Origin of the sequence: Weissella thailandensis, assembly GCF_005405465.1 — a bacterium.
Classification (GTDB): domain Bacteria; phylum Bacillota; class Bacilli; order Lactobacillales; family Lactobacillaceae; genus Weissella; species Weissella thailandensis.
This window is the reverse complement of the sequence record NZ_BJEC01000014.1, coordinates 13,960-30,606: the sequence shown is the minus strand read 5'-3', so window position 1 is coordinate 30,606 and position 16,647 is coordinate 13,960. Positions and strand designations below refer to the sequence as shown.

16 protein-coding genes are annotated in these 16,647 nt (G+C 35.7%); 2 read left to right on the top strand and 14 right to left on the bottom strand.

The features are described 5' to 3' along the window. Positions 1–9 precede the first annotated feature (9 nt). Positions 10–1,344 (bottom strand): FAD-dependent oxidoreductase, encoded by a 1,335-nt coding sequence (locus FFM62_RS07170; RefSeq protein ID WP_115470305.1) that lies wholly within the window; start codon positions 1,342–1,344, stop codon positions 10–12. 106 nt (positions 1,345–1,450) lie between these two features. Here FFM62_RS07170 and FFM62_RS07165 point away from each other — a divergent pair, with 106 nt between their 5' ends. Continuing rightward, complete coding sequence (locus FFM62_RS07165) at positions 1,451–1,804, top strand: winged helix-turn-helix transcriptional regulator (RefSeq protein ID WP_115470304.1); 354 nt, start codon at positions 1,451–1,453, stop codon at positions 1,802–1,804. Between the two features lie 566 nt (positions 1,805–2,370). On the opposite strand, the gene FFM62_RS07160 is transcribed toward FFM62_RS07165, so the two are convergent. From FFM62_RS07160 to FFM62_RS07135, 6 genes are all read right to left on the bottom strand, one after another. After that, the gene (locus tag FFM62_RS07160; protein ID WP_115470303.1) at positions 2,371–3,366 is read right to left on the bottom strand and encodes an AbiH family protein; all 996 of its coding nucleotides are present in this window, start codon (positions 3,364–3,366) and stop codon (positions 2,371–2,373) included. Positions 3,367–3,545: 179 nt separating this feature from the next. Further along, positions 3,546–4,667 (bottom strand): tyrosine-type recombinase/integrase, encoded by a 1,122-nt coding sequence (locus FFM62_RS07155; protein ID WP_115470302.1) that lies wholly within the window; start codon positions 4,665–4,667, stop codon positions 3,546–3,548. A 14-nt stretch (positions 4,668–4,681) separates the two neighbouring features. Continuing rightward, positions 4,682–4,921 (bottom strand): helix-turn-helix domain-containing protein, encoded by a 240-nt coding sequence (locus FFM62_RS07150; RefSeq protein WP_115470301.1) that lies wholly within the window; start codon positions 4,919–4,921, stop codon positions 4,682–4,684. Next, positions 4,908–6,635, bottom strand: coding sequence for a hypothetical protein (locus FFM62_RS07145; RefSeq protein ID WP_115470300.1), 1,728 nt, complete (start codon positions 6,633–6,635; stop codon positions 4,908–4,910). Before FFM62_RS07145 ends, FFM62_RS07150 begins: the two co-directional genes overlap by 14 nt. Beyond that, positions 6,628–7,083: a hypothetical protein gene (locus FFM62_RS07140; protein ID WP_115470299.1), complete on the bottom strand. Its 456-nt coding sequence runs from the start codon at positions 7,081–7,083 to the stop codon at positions 6,628–6,630. The genes FFM62_RS07145 and FFM62_RS07140 overlap by 8 nt, the downstream gene beginning before the upstream one ends. Further along, positions 7,083–8,075, bottom strand: a complete 993-nt coding sequence (locus FFM62_RS07135; RefSeq protein ID WP_165845853.1) for a DNA polymerase — start codon at positions 8,073–8,075, stop codon at positions 7,083–7,085. Before FFM62_RS07135 ends, FFM62_RS07140 begins: the two co-directional genes overlap by 1 nt. Before the next feature lie 182 nt (positions 8,076–8,257). On the opposite strand from FFM62_RS07135, the gene FFM62_RS07130 reads away from it, so the two are divergent. Further along, entirely contained in the window at positions 8,258–9,724 is a 1,467-nt protein-coding gene (locus tag FFM62_RS07130) for a hypothetical protein (protein ID WP_115470297.1), read from the top strand. Positions 9,725–9,730: 6 nt separating this feature from the next. On the opposite strand, the gene FFM62_RS07125 is transcribed toward FFM62_RS07130, so the two are convergent. The 7 genes from FFM62_RS07125 to pgsB form a co-directional block, all read right to left on the bottom strand. Beyond that, positions 9,731–10,882 carry a tyrosine-type recombinase/integrase gene (locus tag FFM62_RS07125; RefSeq protein WP_115470296.1) on the bottom strand — a complete coding sequence of 384 codons (1,152 nt, stop codon included), beginning with the start codon at positions 10,880–10,882 and terminating at the stop codon, positions 9,731–9,733. 190 nt (positions 10,883–11,072) lie between these two features. Continuing rightward, positions 11,073–11,399, bottom strand: coding sequence for a hypothetical protein (locus FFM62_RS07120; RefSeq protein WP_115470295.1), 327 nt, complete (start codon positions 11,397–11,399; stop codon positions 11,073–11,075). 147 nt (positions 11,400–11,546) lie between these two features. Further along, positions 11,547–11,708 (bottom strand): hypothetical protein, encoded by a 162-nt coding sequence (locus FFM62_RS10135; protein ID WP_165845852.1) that lies wholly within the window; start codon positions 11,706–11,708, stop codon positions 11,547–11,549. Positions 11,709–12,020: 312 nt separating this feature from the next. Continuing rightward, positions 12,021–13,661: a gamma-glutamyltransferase gene (locus tag FFM62_RS07115; RefSeq protein ID WP_115470294.1), complete on the bottom strand. Its 1,641-nt coding sequence runs from the start codon at positions 13,659–13,661 to the stop codon at positions 12,021–12,023. Positions 13,662–13,675: 14 nt separating this feature from the next. Then, positions 13,676–14,968 (bottom strand): CapA family protein, encoded by a 1,293-nt coding sequence (locus tag FFM62_RS07110; RefSeq protein WP_115470293.1) that lies wholly within the window; start codon positions 14,966–14,968, stop codon positions 13,676–13,678. A gap of 18 nt (positions 14,969–14,986) precedes the next feature. Continuing rightward, on the bottom strand, positions 14,987–15,439 hold the full coding sequence (gene pgsC / locus FFM62_RS07105; RefSeq protein ID WP_115470292.1) for a poly-gamma-glutamate biosynthesis protein PgsC: 453 nt from the start codon (positions 15,437–15,439) through the stop codon (positions 14,987–14,989). A gap of 19 nt (positions 15,440–15,458) precedes the next feature. After that, positions 15,459–16,640 (bottom strand): poly-gamma-glutamate synthase PgsB, encoded by a 1,182-nt coding sequence (gene pgsB / locus FFM62_RS07100; RefSeq protein WP_115470291.1) that lies wholly within the window; start codon positions 16,638–16,640, stop codon positions 15,459–15,461. Positions 16,641–16,647: the final 7 nt, after the last annotated feature.

Genomic DNA, 16,647 nt, shown 5'->3' with positions numbered 1-16,647 from the left:
TTTGACATACTACAATTCAGCAAAAAGGTCATTCAACGCTTCAGTCATAGTGGGGTGCGTATAAATTTGATCTCGCAATGCTTCAGCTGGTAAATTGTTTTGCATGGCAAGACTGATAACATTGATTGTCTCATATGCTTCTTCTGCATAAATCGTTGCGCCAAGTATCTGGTGTTTTTTTTCATCTACAAGAACTTTATAACTACCACGTGGATTTCCAATGACTTGTGCTTTCGGAACCCCCGCAGTGAGCATTTGGAAAATTTTGTAAGGCTGCGCTTTCTTTTGCAACTGGGCTTCAGTTTGACCAACACTGCTAATTGCTGGATTTAAGAAAATAGTATTAGCAAAAACGGGGCGATTAGCACGTGTACGCGTCTGGTCGCCAAAAAATTGACTGTTTAAAATACGCCAATCATCTAATGAGATATAAGTGAATTGTGGACCACCTTTAACATCCCCCATTGCAAAAACATTAGTGACATTGGTTTCTAATACGTCATTAACAAGAATTTCACCATGACTTCCTGTTTTGATGTTAGTACGTTCAAGATGAAGGTCATCCGTGTTAGCACGCCGTCCTGTGGCAACCAACAAGGCATCGACATGTAGAGTTTGCCCGCCATTAGGCGTATCGATATCTAAGATAATGCCGTTAGCCATATCAGTTACTTTTGTGAGTTGGCTATTTAATAAAAATTGAACGCCATCTGTCATCATATCTTCCTTGGCTGCATTGGCTATTTCTGGTTCAAGCTGATTTAGAATCATTTTATTTTGACCAACCACCGTAACCTGGCTACCAAATTTGGCATACATTGCGGCAAATTCTAATCCAATTGGACCATCACCTAAGATAGCAATATTTTTAGTTTGCTGTGTCTGGTCTAAAAGTGTCTTAGATGTAAAAACATGCTGACTATTTTTTAACCCTTGAACATTTGGCAAAACAGGCGTTGACCCTGTATTGATAAAAATTTTGTCGCCAGTCACCGTCTCTTGTCCTGAATCATCACTAACCTCAATCGTGTAATCATCAATAAACGACACATCAGCCCTTAAAACTGTGGCATTTTCTTGATCAGCAACCTTATGATAATTTTTATTTCTTAATTTATCAACCAGTCTACTTTTAGTGGCGATTGCTTCATCATAGCCGGTACCGCGCTGTGCATTGATTATCATATTCTTAGACGGTAGACAAGCAACATTAATACAAGTACCACCATACATTGCAGAATCTTTTTCAATTAGTAGAACTTCTTGTCCATTTTTTATTAATGATCCAGCAAGTGTCTTACCGGCTTTACCGAAGCCAATAATAATATTCTCAAAATGTTTCATAATCAATGACCCCTTGTCTTTTAGTAATTTTATCTATAGTATAATTACAGAGAAGCGAGTAAACAATTAGGAACTTTAAAGTAACTAGAGAGATAAGGTATTCTTCATGGTAAAAACATACTTAGCAGATCAACAATTATTTAGTTGTCCCGTCGAAACAACTACCAATTTGATTGGTAAAAAATGGGTGCCAACCATCATGTTGACGCTTGCCAATCATCCGTATCGTTTTGAAGAATTACACAAGACAATGTTAGCCAGCCGAAAAGTACCCAAGCAACAACTAGATAGATTAATTAGCAACGGGCTAGTATTTAATAATAAATATAGCAATGATAACCAAGTGACATCTTCATATTCCCTGACTGAAGAGGGCCGATCACTTATGCCAATTATTCTTGCAATGAAAAAATGGGGAAATCAATATTTAGTCTGTGATTCTGACAGTAAATTAAATTGATTGGCACTTTAAGTATAAAAATTAGTTTAAAAACACGTTACAGTAAAACACGGATTAAGAATAGGTTTTCTATAAAAACAAAATCCAGTTAAGCATAAACATCAGAACGAAGAACCTTGTCTTCATTCTGATGCTTTTTAATTATAAAATGCTTGTATTAACTTTTCTAAATCAACTTAAAAATATTTATTCATACTCCAACACTAATCATATAACTAATAATCATCCCCTCTATCATATCAACAAAAAAGAACCCTACTAACCGAAATTAGTAAGGTTCTTTCAATCGCTAATTACTTAGCAATGATTTCTTTGTATTCTTCACGAGTTCTTTATCGGTGCTTATTAATTCAATGAAAACGTTGATAGCAAGCGACATACGAGCGACAAGTATCCTTTTCCAAGTGCCATTAAGCGCCTTTTTTGAAGTCAATTTTGAGCAGTCTTGACATCAATCAAGGATAGTTCTTTTACACAGATGCAGCCAAATTTATCGAAATTTTAGTAAAGGTATTAGCTGTAGTTAATTTAAACTACTAAATCATTAAATTGGAATAAGCAAAAAATCATTTCTCAAGATCAATACACTTTATCTGAATCTCCTTGTTATTCCCATTTCGATTATCATTCCACACATTTTCTATTCTATTAAACAATTTGTTCTTATTTTTACCTGCATGTTCATATTGATATTTATCCAAAAACAAAGTTACATCCGATGTACTACCCGCTAATTTAGTAAAGTATCCCTTGTCAACTTCAGATACACTGTGTCCGATAATATACACCTTATCAACCTTTTCAAATTGATGATTTGCTATGAATCTTTTTAAAACATCTTGACCCTTTTCAGTATTTTTAATCAATAAATCATAAATTTTTTTCTGATATTCTGATGCTGAAAAATATTTGTTGTCAAATACTTTTCCCTCTTTTAAGTGTCCTAAAACAATGTCATCATTATCAATGGTGCCATGAATATGTAGGACATTGTTCTCATTTAATTTCTCACCATATAATTTTTCTACTGTATTGGTGTAGTTAAAATTTATTATTAATGTTTCTGGTGATATTAATTTATCTATCGTACTTTTTTTAATATCATCCAACTTATTTTTTTCGAATTTACTTGATTTAATTTCTTTAGATTCCAACCATTCTTTAAAAAGTGGAATTAAATGGTATTTAAATGCCAAGTATGGACACTCATATACTGAGATAGCATTTTCATCACTTGCAGAATAGTTTTCATCTAGTTCTCCCGTCCAACGGTCCTTTTGAAAGAAGGGTTGAACCTGATTATCTAAATATTCATAGTTTATTGATCCCAGCATTTTCTCAAATTCAGCCCAATCCTCATTAGTATTATTCAATAATTCAAAAAGAATAGTTGCTGCATCATCTTCCTCAAGATAGATATCACCATCCGGACTTTCTTTTACACTATCAAAATCTGAACAAGACTTTTTTTTAATCTCCAAATAGTCCTTAAAAGAATCATATCCGGTTTGTAATCCATGTTTCATATCAAAGCCGTTACCAATAATCAACAAATTGCTCATATCTATTGCTCCATTTACATTTTTACATTATATTAACATATTTTTCGCAATTTACTACATATAAATAGGCTCATTTTTCAACAGCAGAGAGTTAGGCTAGTATGAAACATCATCCCAACTACCCCGACATCCCCAATACAAAAGCACGAAGCTATTCACTCCGTGCTTTACTAGATCATTTACGCTATATCATTCAATTGCTCAATCATGTTAGAGACTTCTGCATGGCTGGTTTCCGGCATTACCTTGCGATAGAATTCATTGACCACTGTAATAGTGTCTCCCAATATTTGGCTAACCACCTCCACACTCATGTTACCAAAGTCTTTGGAAAGCATGACCGAAGCAAACGTCCTTCGTAATCCATGCGGTGCAATACAATCACTAGGATCCATTCCCAAAACGTCTTGTTGTATCTGTCGAAAGTGGTAATTAAGTGCTGCAGAATCAGGTACACAACCATTGGCATTCCTAATAAGCAGCTGGTTATCATCATGAGTCTGATTATGGATATTATCCCAAGTCACTAACTTATTAAGTAGTGATTGTGGTATCTTGATGGTCCGATATGAATGCCTTGTTTTGGGCTCTTTTATCGAATGACCTGCCCGAGACCAGGCTTGTTTAACAGTTAGTGTCTGATTATCTAGGTCTAAGCAATCTGCAGTTAGAGCTTGTGCTTCCTGCGTACGTAACCCCGTAGACAACATGACTAAAATCAGCATTTGCCAACAATCAAGTCTTGATACCTCTGTTTGATTAAGATAACCAACCAACCGCTTATATTGCGTAATTGATAGCACACTCATCTCTTTTGGCGGCATATTTTTAGCAGCGCTTCGACAATCAACTAAGGCGACATAGTTTTTCAATAAGACACCATGTTGGACAAGCATGCTCAAAGCTGCGCTGATATTGCTCTTATGTTTCCGCAAACTACGATTTGATAGTCCAGATTTTCCTAATCTATTGAATAATTTATACATCATATCATGATTCAAATTACCCAACTTCAGATCCGGTACTTGTCTGGATAGCATTCGCAATGTACTCTCATACGACTTATACGTCGCTGCTGATACCACAGGTCGCTTATACTTTAAGATAAATACTTCAAACGCTGAACAAAATGACACATTAGCATAGTTTATTGTGCGCGTTGTACTACGTAATAGCTGCATCTTACCTTCCCATGATAACGCCTCCCTTTTAGTTGCAAAAGTCCGACTCTTTCTGACACGATTAGTACCACTACCTGAAGAAATGACAACCTTGTATTTGCCACTACTAATTTTTTGCATATCACCTATCCTTCCTATAATAAATCATCAAGTGATAAGAACTCTCGATAGTTAGTTGCAACATAGTCTACCTTATCCAACAGACCTTGCTTTGGAAATCTAATAGCCCGACCTACCTTAATTCGTGGGAAATCATACATGTCAGATAATTGTTTAAATGTTGCCCGTGATATTCCCAACAGCTTGGCGGCTTGCGAAGCACTAATTAGTGTCATGCTATCATTAGCTTCACCCATCTCATCAAATTGCTTCATCGTCTGTATCTCCTGTAATTATCAAGTTTAAGAATTTAGGTGACGTATGCGAATTATTTTCAACGACTTCGATACCATTATTTTTCAAAACTCGTCGAAGTTCAGGAAAAAAGCGTCTGGGACTATCAAAACCAATTTTAGGTATATCTCTTTTTACACAATAATCAACAAATGCATCCAAGAGCTCAATACGCGTAACACTCTCATCATTCTTTTGCTGTAATCTCTCTGTTGCAAATGATGCCACTGGTGAATTATCCTGGGTCATGCTAGCAAACCATGCTTTCTTATCAGCCAACATCTTATGGCTCTCTTTTGGAACCATATCGCCGCGTCCCTTCATTTCTTTTAACGTTTGAATTAGTAACCCACCCAACTGTGGTAACTCGCCAATCATTCTTTGACCAAGACCCTCGTCCATTTCTTCCTTAGAAAATGATTTTTCAAACCTCAGCAAGCAAACTTTACGTTGTACTGCATACGTTGTTTCAACATTGTTGGTCTGCACATTCAATGAATTCATAGCAAATGTACATTGCACATTCATAGGCAATAACAAGCTGCTAGTATTCTTGCGGTCAACATTCATCACAGCATTAATATCTGCCAGACGTTTTATCTTCGACCAATCGATGCTTTTATACAACGAATTTTCATCAACCAAATTAGCTCTGACTACCGTTTGACGATCACCTTGAAGTAAGTATTCCAAGCCAAATTGCCTATCCAGTTGATCTGTGGGCACGCTTGCCGTCAACTGTGGTGAAAGCATTGCCCTGATTGCATCGAGCAGTAGTGTCTTTCCTGACCCACCTGGCGAATACAAAAAGAGTACCTTTCCTGGGTTTTGTAAAAGCAAATGTGTTGCTAACCATTCCAGAATAAACGTAACGGTCTCTTCATCATTTTCCCATTGTCCATCCAAATACTTCTGCCAAGCAGGCGGTATCACTTGAGCATCTAAATTCGGTGCTAAATTCAGTTGATAGGAAGTCATATGACTGGCATCAAATGGTTCTAGTTCAAACGTGCTTAAATTAAGATCACCGGTTAATAGCGTTGTATAAGACTTGTTCAGCTCTGAAAAATCGAACTTCTCCCCTAGCTTAGCTAATGCAAGCAAGGTTTCTATTTCAGATTGAATAGTGGCCTTGATTCCTAGTATCCGTGTTAACAGAGTCAGCCAAAAGCTACCAAATGTAGATTGCAGTGCTTGATAATAGTGAAGCCTATCGTTGTAAACGCGTACTGAAGTAGCATCCACCGGTGATTCAGTTTTTAAAGTAACGACATCCATTAGCGAGCGTAAACCTACGGCCGCTTTACCAGCATCAATAGGTGTTTGATGGCCATTTCTGTTACGTGGCAATCCTAAATGTGCAAACAAAGCCTCCTTCAACAACTCGTTCAATAATTGAACCGCGGTATTGTCTGCCTGTTCAATATGTCCATCACGATAATCCAACTTTTTGCCCAGAGTACCTAAGTAAACATTCAGAAAAGAAATTAATTTTTCGCCATATATGCTAACCAGTTTAGAACCTGCATCATTAAGCGTAGTTATGTTTGCTTGCTTAAGTTGATCCTTAAGTGATTCGGCTAGTATTAACGGTCGAAATTCTGTTAGCCCTACAATTTTATCTTGGGATAACAAGGGTGTAATGAATGTTTCGACATCCTCCATTAGAGTAGTTCTACTTTTGATATTATTCATGTTCAGTCACCAAATAACCTAGTCCATGCCCATTATTATCGTTATCTTCTAATGCAGGCATTGAATTTATTTTAATTAAATTAATATAAGGCAAGTGACCTGCTTTACTGTAAGTAACTTCCACTACAAATGTTGACCCAATTAAGTCAGTAATATCGTATTCTTCCTTACCATATTGCTCTGCGGCAAAGTCATTAAAGCGTTCTATCATAGCCAAAAATCGATCACCGATATTTTCGAAGCTGGCATCAGTCTTGTCAGCCAAATACATCCGTGTTTTAAACGGACGTATGTTTGTGTCCTCAGGAACCAACTCAAGGATGTACGCCCGCCAGGCAACCTCACCAAATGAATTCATTTGTGTATAAGGATCTAAACTTACTAATTTAACTGCTACAGGTTCCTTATCATTAACCAATCGTGGCGTAACATTCTTACCAATTTTCATTATTCTTGTCCTCCAAAATTTTTTATTGTCATTATATGTTCATCAATTGGGAACTGAAATTTGCAATCGTTAATTGCTTGTTTCAATGCCAAAATGCCTTGATTGAGCACTGTTTCATCAGTTTCTGATTCAGGTATACTTAACCACAAAGCATCCCTTGGTATTTCATGTATCCATATTTCTGGATTCAATTCAATAAGCCTAGTTGCCCAACGTTTTACCAGGGCCGCTATGATACTGGAAGCCAAGTAGGATCGTCGTTGATTAGGTCGTTTGTCTGAAACATCGATCTTAGAGGGTCGTCCTTGTAAAAAGGCGACCTGCATCTTGCTAACTTGCTCCAACAGAGATCTAGATTTTAGAAATAAACTTTGCAGTGCCAAAAATACCTCCCTGGTTAATTCATTAGTTAACTTCATTTCAGACAGAGTATTAGCTACACCCTTCGAGGATTGTCCGTACAGGAACCCTAGCAGTAAAACTTTCACAAGTTTACGTGGTATTACGATTCCCGTGTGCTCTAGTAAAGAGTTACCCACTGATTCGTACAACCCTTCAGAGATTGCCATTCGTAATTTTTCATCATCAGCAACACCAGCTAACGCACGAGGCTCAGCAGAGCCAATGTCCAAGGCAACAAAGCGTCTTCCAGTTGGTGCAACCAGATAATTCCTACACCATTTTGGTATACCCTGTGTGTTCGGAGCTCTGGTTGTCAGTTGCATTGGAATGTTAGCGTAGGCTTCATGCTTGCCAATAATATGCACGGTCCCATCAACTTCATTAATCGTCCTACCTTGTATGTTTAACAAGCCAGTACTCCACCTTCGCAACTCCACCAAATCATCTACAACTAACTTGCCAGTATTGTGGTCATTCAATATTTGAAAGTAAGCCACAGAAAAACCAGTCGAATCAAGCAGCGGCAATATAAGTTCATCAAACCCTTGATCAACACCAACTAAATTTTTTTCAATATTCAATAAAGCCATATAAATCCCCTTCATTTGTTATACAATAAAACATAAATCAGCGCTGATTTAGAAAGTACCAATTCGTATTCCTTGGTACATTCATAATCATATGGCACTCTATAAAAAATTGCTGAGGGCGTTAATACTAGTAAAATGCTCACAATTCATTATGTATAAAAAAAAATAAGGAAGTGATATTTATGTATGCTTTTTCAAAAGGTAACGCATTATTTTTAACTTTAAATATTGCTCTGAAAACTGACTATCCCAATGATCAATCTACCCCCATCATCAACATTAGTACCTACTCAAATAAACATATGCCAAATGAAATTGATAAATCTTTTTTTGAAGACACAATAAAGCTTCGAAAATTTTCTATGGCTATGCAATTAAAAAATAATGGAAAAGACTCAAATTTATATATTAAACCAATTTATCATCATGATTGGCGTAATCAGTTACGGACGAGTCAAAATTTTTACGACTTTTATGGGTTACAGACAGACGGACCTATTGATGCTGTACTAATTCCATTATTTATATTCCACGCATTACCTGGACAATACGTTGAAGATATATTAGACAAGCGATTTTCTGACTGGAGGAAACTTTTGCCATCAAATCGTGAATCCATTCAAAGATTTAGGCGTGACTTTAATTATCATAACTTCAAGGAAACTACTTGGGATGATTTAAATGACTTGCATGCTCAAAAACAATTTGCAATCACCAACAATCAGCCGTTCTCTGAAGAAATTACGGATTTGCAGACCAAATTGAAAGAACCACTGTCATTATTAAATTCAATAGTTAAAATTTACAGCATGTTCTTATTGGCCTTGCCCTTGGACGTTTGCTTTAGCAGAGAGGATGCTGATAATGAGTTACATTTATCACAAATTTCAGTAACACAATCTAATCAATTTTTTATTACAAAAGCATTATTAGCTTTCTTGGACCTGTACCACCTGGACGTAACTGACCTACAAGAGCTAGCCTCTTTCAATAACGATAATTCAAATATCAATTCAATCAGTAAATTCAAATTTGCAGCAGCCACTATGTACCTGAATCATCAAATTAAAGCGGCCTCGATCCGTGATATTGAACAATTTTCTGCTATTTTAGATCAGTTGAATGACTTTATCCCTGGTGATTTGTCTGCGCTATTAGACCCATATAACTTTACTGATAATCACATAATTCAAGATTTCAACACTAAAATGCAGAATATTCGTTTGGGCATTAGAAAATTTAACTATACTTTTGACCTATTGCGTAATCAACCAGTACTTCTTAATTTGGCAAATGCTGATAGGTCAATTACCCGTGCCCCAATTGATACTTGGCTGCTTTACGCAACAACTAAAGAATGGTCATCCAAGCTGTTCATGTTCTTGCATGAATACAAGAACGTAAACTTTGGCATGCTTGCGAACTCTTGCGACCCGCTACTAACTGACCAAGATGGTTTATTCCTTGAGCGTATGATGAATAGTCTTTTAAATACTGATGTTGTTATTACCGCCCAGGATATTTTAGATTTGATTGCACTAAAAAAAGAAAGCAATATGCTTTCTACTACTATTTCTTCAACTGAAGGCAATCCAAATAAGCTGTCGGTTAAAAAAATTTACACAAAAGGTGATATGCACGACAATTAACCCATATTAAATAACTTCCAAAGCATCACGAACCACATTGGCTTGTGATGCTTTTTCTTCTGGCATCAAGTGTGCATACACTTCTTGTACCATTGCTTGGGTATCACCTAATACATTGGCGACATACTGTAACGACTGATTACCACCTTCACGTGATAATAAGTAGCTCGCATAAGTATGTCGAAGTGAATGTGTTGAAGTTGTTTGCCCCACTGGTATCTGACAGATTGTATGTTCTAGTTTTTGTACATAGTAATTTACACTACTTGCATCGGGTACATTACCAAATTTGGTGATGAATAAATGCTGCTCGTGATTTCGATGACCATTCAGCATTAACAAGCGATTCTGTTCAAACCGCCATTCTCTTAAACGTTGCAATAAAAATCTAGGTATCGGTATGGTCCGATATGAATTTTTGGTCTTAGGTGCTTTACTATCGTGCACCGTTCGTGAATAACTTGAGTCAACGCGTAACGTCAGTTTGATTTCGTCAAGATCATCCTGCCGTAAGTCAATGGCCTCACTTACTCGCATACCGGTACACAAAATAACCAGTATAACCATCGTGTAGGGTGTCATCTGTGATATTGGTCGTTGCTTTAGTGTTTGCAACAACTGCTTGTACTGACCGATACTAATAAATTTTTGATTAGCATCCTTACCTAAGCGAGCCCCTCGAATGTCTATTTCTTGCATGGGGTTTCGCTTGATAACCCCCTCTGTGACTAAACTGCGACAATACTTACCGACATGTACCTTGATTTTCTTAATTGTATTTTTGGTATAGTTATCAGCAATTAATTGATTGAACAACTTTTGGCAATGTCGACGATCTAGTATTTTCACTAACCAACCTTCACAATATTTTGCGAGGATCTTTCCTGTAAAATAATAGCCTTTTTCAGTTGCTGGACTGACCTTACTAGTCACAAAAGTAGCCACCCATTCATTATAAGTATCTGTAATTTTGACATCATCGCCAACATAAGTTGTCCCCGAATGCATATCGGCATTCATTTCCAGTAACCATGCTTTGGCATCACTCACCGTCGTAAAACTTTTTGATTTACGTTTACGTGTACTACCTGACCCAATGCTAGCCGTCGCCTTATATTTGCCACTTGGCATTAAATCAATTCCCTTGGGCAATTTCATTCTTATGACCTCCTACAAAGAATAAAAAAATAAAGCATCCTCATTTTCAGGATGCTTTATCTAACCAATTTTTACGTCGTTGTATGAAAATATAGCTAATTCACTTAACCTAAATTAGCGCTTAATTCAATTAACGCTTTGCCAACTGCAATCATCATTTCTTTCACAATAATTGAGATAATATCTACTGTCATGTGCTTTCACCCACTTTCTTTTCAAAGGCAACATCGCCATGATATAAAGCTGCTTTACCGATATAATTGCCAGCCAAATCACAATAAACGACTACCAACAACTCTTCCTTTTGGTTGATCGTCCCAGCTAACATAAAACAATTGACTGTCTGCTTGGATAATAAAAAAGATGGCACCATAGTCGGTTCCATCTCATCAATATCCAAGCGGGCATTATCCAGTCCTGAAAAATCTATTCGTTGCACATTTTGCATATCTAGCAAGCTCACTGCCAAATATACAATATCTAATTCTATTTGTGGCACTATACGTGTAACATCCATATCTTCCTCCTATACAAAAAAGAACCAACAACGTTGTTGGTTCTTTTGCTTATACATACCAATCGTACATTATTAAGATATGTGTCTGAATTTGCTCAATTATACTACTAACTGTCAAAAATTGTGCAGCCTCTTGTGGACAGGATATTAGTCCTTAAACCCTGCGTTTACATTTAATGCCTGTTCAGTTATCCATATCGTTTTACGGTCAAACTTTCCAGTTTCTTCTAATGTTAGGTTTAATAGCTTAGTTGGGTTAACTTCATCCAAAATACCTAGGCTAACACTATCTGCTTTTTTATCAGGCATAAAAAGCCTGTACCTAATTGCATATCAGAAACGGGTATTAGATAATTAAAAATGATTTACATAACCAACTTTTCTAGGTACTTCGTAAAATATTAGCTACTAATTCTTTACCTATTCAATTAAATAATTTTGCTATCAATAGCACTTGATGAATAACCAAAATTTAATCAACTACCAAGTTAATGAAAAATGTTCGCTTTTCTATAAACATTCCCCTATTAAACTCTTGTATTAATAAGATAACTATTCTATTAGTATTTCCTAACACACAGCTCAAAGCTATTACAAGTCACAGAAAAATCCACACTATTACTAATTATTCAAATTTGGAGCCCGACGATTATCATTATAAACATTTGTCTTACCAGTCTCATTATTTCTGTAAGCTATCTGCACAGATCCAAAAAATTCACTAGTTTTCTTTTTTACATAAGGAATATCCTTAAGCTTCGATATTGCTACATAATCTGGTCTTTTTGCACCGTCTTCTAAAACTAATTGATTGTTTTTAGTAGTATACATTCGGTTCTTGGTTATTGCTTTTTGATAGTCTGTCCCTCTAACATTATGATCATAAATAATTTGAAAAAGAAATTCGGGAATCATGTTACCACCTGGTGTTCCCAGTGCAATAGTTTCCTTATTTTCTTTTCTAATAATCATTGGTGACGTAAAATTACGTGGCTTTTTCCCAGGCTCATAGCTATTAATACTCGTCTTACTAGCCGTGAATAATCGGTTCGCAGCATTCAAGTAAAAGCCACCTGCTTCTTTTTGTGATCCATAAAAATTACCTAAGGTATTTGTGCTCGAAACAGCCATACCCTCTGAATCAATTATTGAAAAATGAGTAGTATTTTGACTATCGTCTTCTTGTGCACTCAAATCAGGCTGCTGACCATAACTAGTTAGTAATTGATTGATATATTCAGAACTAACCATTTTTTGGGAATTCACGTGTTTACGTGTTGGATCACCCAGGTGCTGCATACGGTCTTGATATGCTAGTTGCTTTATATGATCGTATTGCTTTAAATAAGTATCAGGATTTGTACCTGGATTAGCTAATGAAACTTTATCAGCCATTTTAACCATTTGTAACAGAGTAACACCTGAAAATGGCGCAGCTAATGTAGCAAACTGACTATCCCCAACATTAGACACAACTGGTTCAGTCACTTCTACTCTAGATGAATTTAAATCTTTTTTTGTTAAGTCACCCTGTTTCATAATTTCCTTGGCAACAGGACCTGAATAATAGCCTTCAACACCACGTCTTTGAATATATTTTAACGTTTTAGCCATCTTTTTAGGGTTCATTTTTTCCCCTTGGGTAATCAGATTACCATTTTTGTCTAAATAATCATCGTTATTTTTTAAAAAATAACGATATACATTAATATATTTTGCAAAAAAGGGTGATACTTTAAAACCCTCTTGTGCAATATTCAAGGCCGGTTGTATATTTTCAGACATTGTTTTTGTCCCGTACTGTCGACTAGCATAATCCATACCTTTAACAAAAGTGGGAACACCAATCTCTGAAGTATTTGTTTGGTGAGAAACTGGAGCACTATCACGATAATCAATACCATGATATTGATTATTTTTAGGATTATATATTAGCATTCCACCACCACCACCTAAACCGGATGCGTATGGCTCTGTAATTGATAGCGCATATGAAACCCCTACTGCAGCGTCAACAGCGTTACCACCATCGTTCAATATATCCATTCCTACTCTTGTAGCATATGGATTAGATGTTGATACAGCCACTTTATGATGAGATATTTTTTCTTTTTCATTATGCCAAGGAACAGTTTTAGTTATTTTTGCTACTAAACTTTTAGTGTTTCCTGTATTGCTCGTAGAATAACCCAATATAACGAATAAAAAGACAACACCCAGAATAATAAGTAATATACTACCAATTGTTTTAAGATATTTCATATTAATGACCTCGCCTACTCAAAGCGATAATTATAACCAAAGTTGTCCATTATTACTGACTGGTCAACTTTATGGTAATCACGTTGCGGTAAATTCTTTGTTAATTGATGAAAAATTCGTTGTTGATAAAATAAGTTCTTAGTTACTGTTGGCACACCATCTTTAATTCTCATAGGAATAAGTTCTAATTTCATTTTTCCTTTTTGCGTCATACGTAAGTTGGCAACCACAGCATCCTTTGTACGAGACTGTTCTTGTTCAAAAATGAAATTACCCATGCCATTTAAAATCAGAGCATTTTTATATTTACTTATTGGCTGTAACACGTGGGCATGCGCACCCACAACCAAATCTGCTCCTGAATCAACCATCTTTTTGTCTAATTCTTTTTGACGCTCAGTAACCGTCAAACCATTTTCAAAGCCACCATGAGAATAAACAATTGTATAATCTGAATGAGCAGAAGCTTCCTTAATAAGATTTAAATAATCATTATTCTTTGTTGTCAATGCTCCAGCTGCATTTTGTTGAACACTTGTATGATCAGGTATAACGTCAGTAACAGCTACTACACTAATTTTTACGTCATTTACATTATAAGTTTGGTATTTTAATGCCTCTGAAGTATCACTACCAATCCCTACAAAATCTATATTATTTTTCTTTAAATAATTTAGCTCTTGGCGTATACCTGATTTACCATAATCACCAACGTGATTATTAGCTGTACCTAAAGTTGTAAATCCAGCATCTTTCATAGCTGATGCACCTTTAGGATCCATCAAAAGATGGATATTGGTATCTGGATTTTCCTTAACTTTTTTCCTATCAGTAATAATGGCAGATTCTAAGTTTCCCATAACCAAGTCAGAGTCTTGCCATAAATATTTACTTTTTTGGAAAAAATGATTATACCCTAAATGATCTGCTTGACGTTGGTTTCCTCGGGCCATCATCATATCACCAACGAGTGTCATTTGAAAACGATCAGATTTTTTACTAGTCAATGATACATTTTTATTTGAAACTAATAAATCATTATGTACATAATCTAGCGCCCATACTAACCCAAATAAAATCAATGCTCCTAATAATAGTGCGGCTGGCTTAGCCTTAACTTGATACCGTATAGACCGGTTTATTTTTTGTTTTAGAGTCAAAGATTCATTATCGGATTGTGGTAGTAACGTAAGATTTTTTCCCTTATGTACATGTGTATTTTTTAACCCGAAATGCTTATTATTTTTCAAATGTTTATTTCTTTTTAGTCTAGACATTTGTTCATCTTCATGCATATCTTTTTTCATAATCAATAACTACCCCTCTTATATAAATAAATGGATAATTGAAATAACCACAAAAACCAGAAAAGCAATAAATAATGTTGAAAATGTCGTTAGCCTAATCCCTTGCTTAGAGAATGTATTCGCAATTAACGCAGGAACAATAATGCCAATTCCTCTAAAAAGGAATGTCGAGAATGGCATTAATGGATAAACTAGTTCAAGCAAGAGCTTTAAAATTACAGCAGTCAAAAGAAAAGCCACAAAGCGTCGTCTACCAAACAAGATAACAAACTTAGGTAAAATATATTGTACTATTAAGAATGACAAAATTGCGACTAAGTAGATTGAAACTAAAACCTCTGGTGTATCAATAACTAAGGATAAATAACAAGGTGTTATTATTCCACCAGTAGCAATACCCGTAAACTCAGAAAAAAATAAACCTATGAATAGCCCAAAAATTAATGCTAAATAAAAATCCGTTATAACCATTTAACTTATATACTCCCTATTACATTATGTCTTTAATGATGTCTAATAATTCTTCAGCATCACCATGGATATTACCAACAGTTAATAATACACGCCCGTTTAACAATGGTAACAGTTCTTTCATTATACTTACTGGCTTTTCATCTTCTTCATCAATGTACTCTTTTGCGTCAGGATAAAATCCCTTGTCGTAATAATAACCAATACGTCTAATTGCTTGTCCCATACCAATTATTGTTGCATTTTCTACATATGGGAAAAAGTCTTTAGCGAACTGTTCTGTACGATCGCCACGATCTGGACGACCATTAAACAAAACAATCGGATTATCGCTTGGAATATCTGGATTATTCTTAATATACTCCCAAATATTTAACGTAGACGCTGGCTCATTGGCTGCAAACGCATTGACAAAAGTAAAGTCAACTTTGTCATTTTGAATACGTTTAACTTTTAATGCGCCTGGATCAGGTTCAGCGTTTAACATCCCTCGGAAAGCTACCTCTTCATCAATATTTAAAATATCCGCGACTGCCATTGCTAAACTAACGTTATCTTTAAACAGCACATAATCAAACTTATCCAAATAGCCTGAAGGAATTCTTGAATTATCTGCTAAAACTAACTTGGTATTTCTTTCATCAGCGACCTTCTGAAAGTATGTAGTAAAAGGACTAGGCACTGTGACAACATATCCGTTATAAGGAATAGATTTAGCAAAAGTATAACCAATTTCTGTCAATGTTGGTCCCATCTGATCCAAATGATCTTCCAATACATTGACAATCACGTAGATATTGCTTTTGAACATCTGATGTTGATAAATTTCTTGGTATTCAGGCTTTACAGCCATACACTCACAAACTAGAGCATCCACTTTATAACGTTCAGCCTCTTTAATTGTATCTAGCTGTTCTTTTATATTGGCTCCTTGTGGTTTACGTTGAATTGGTATTTCTTCACGCTTATAAGGAAAAATCTTACGTGCAGCTGTTCCCGTTGTTTTCCCCATAGTTTTATAACCAGCCTCATCAATAATTGCAGTAATTAACCGAGTTGCTGTTGACTTACCACGAATGCCATTAACATTCACTCGAATAGGAATGTTAGTAGCTCGTATGTGATTATGCTTTTTTTCTATTATACCCACAGCGACTAATACAACCGCAATAATAATGAGTAATGCTAATTCGAAGTTCATCGCTACC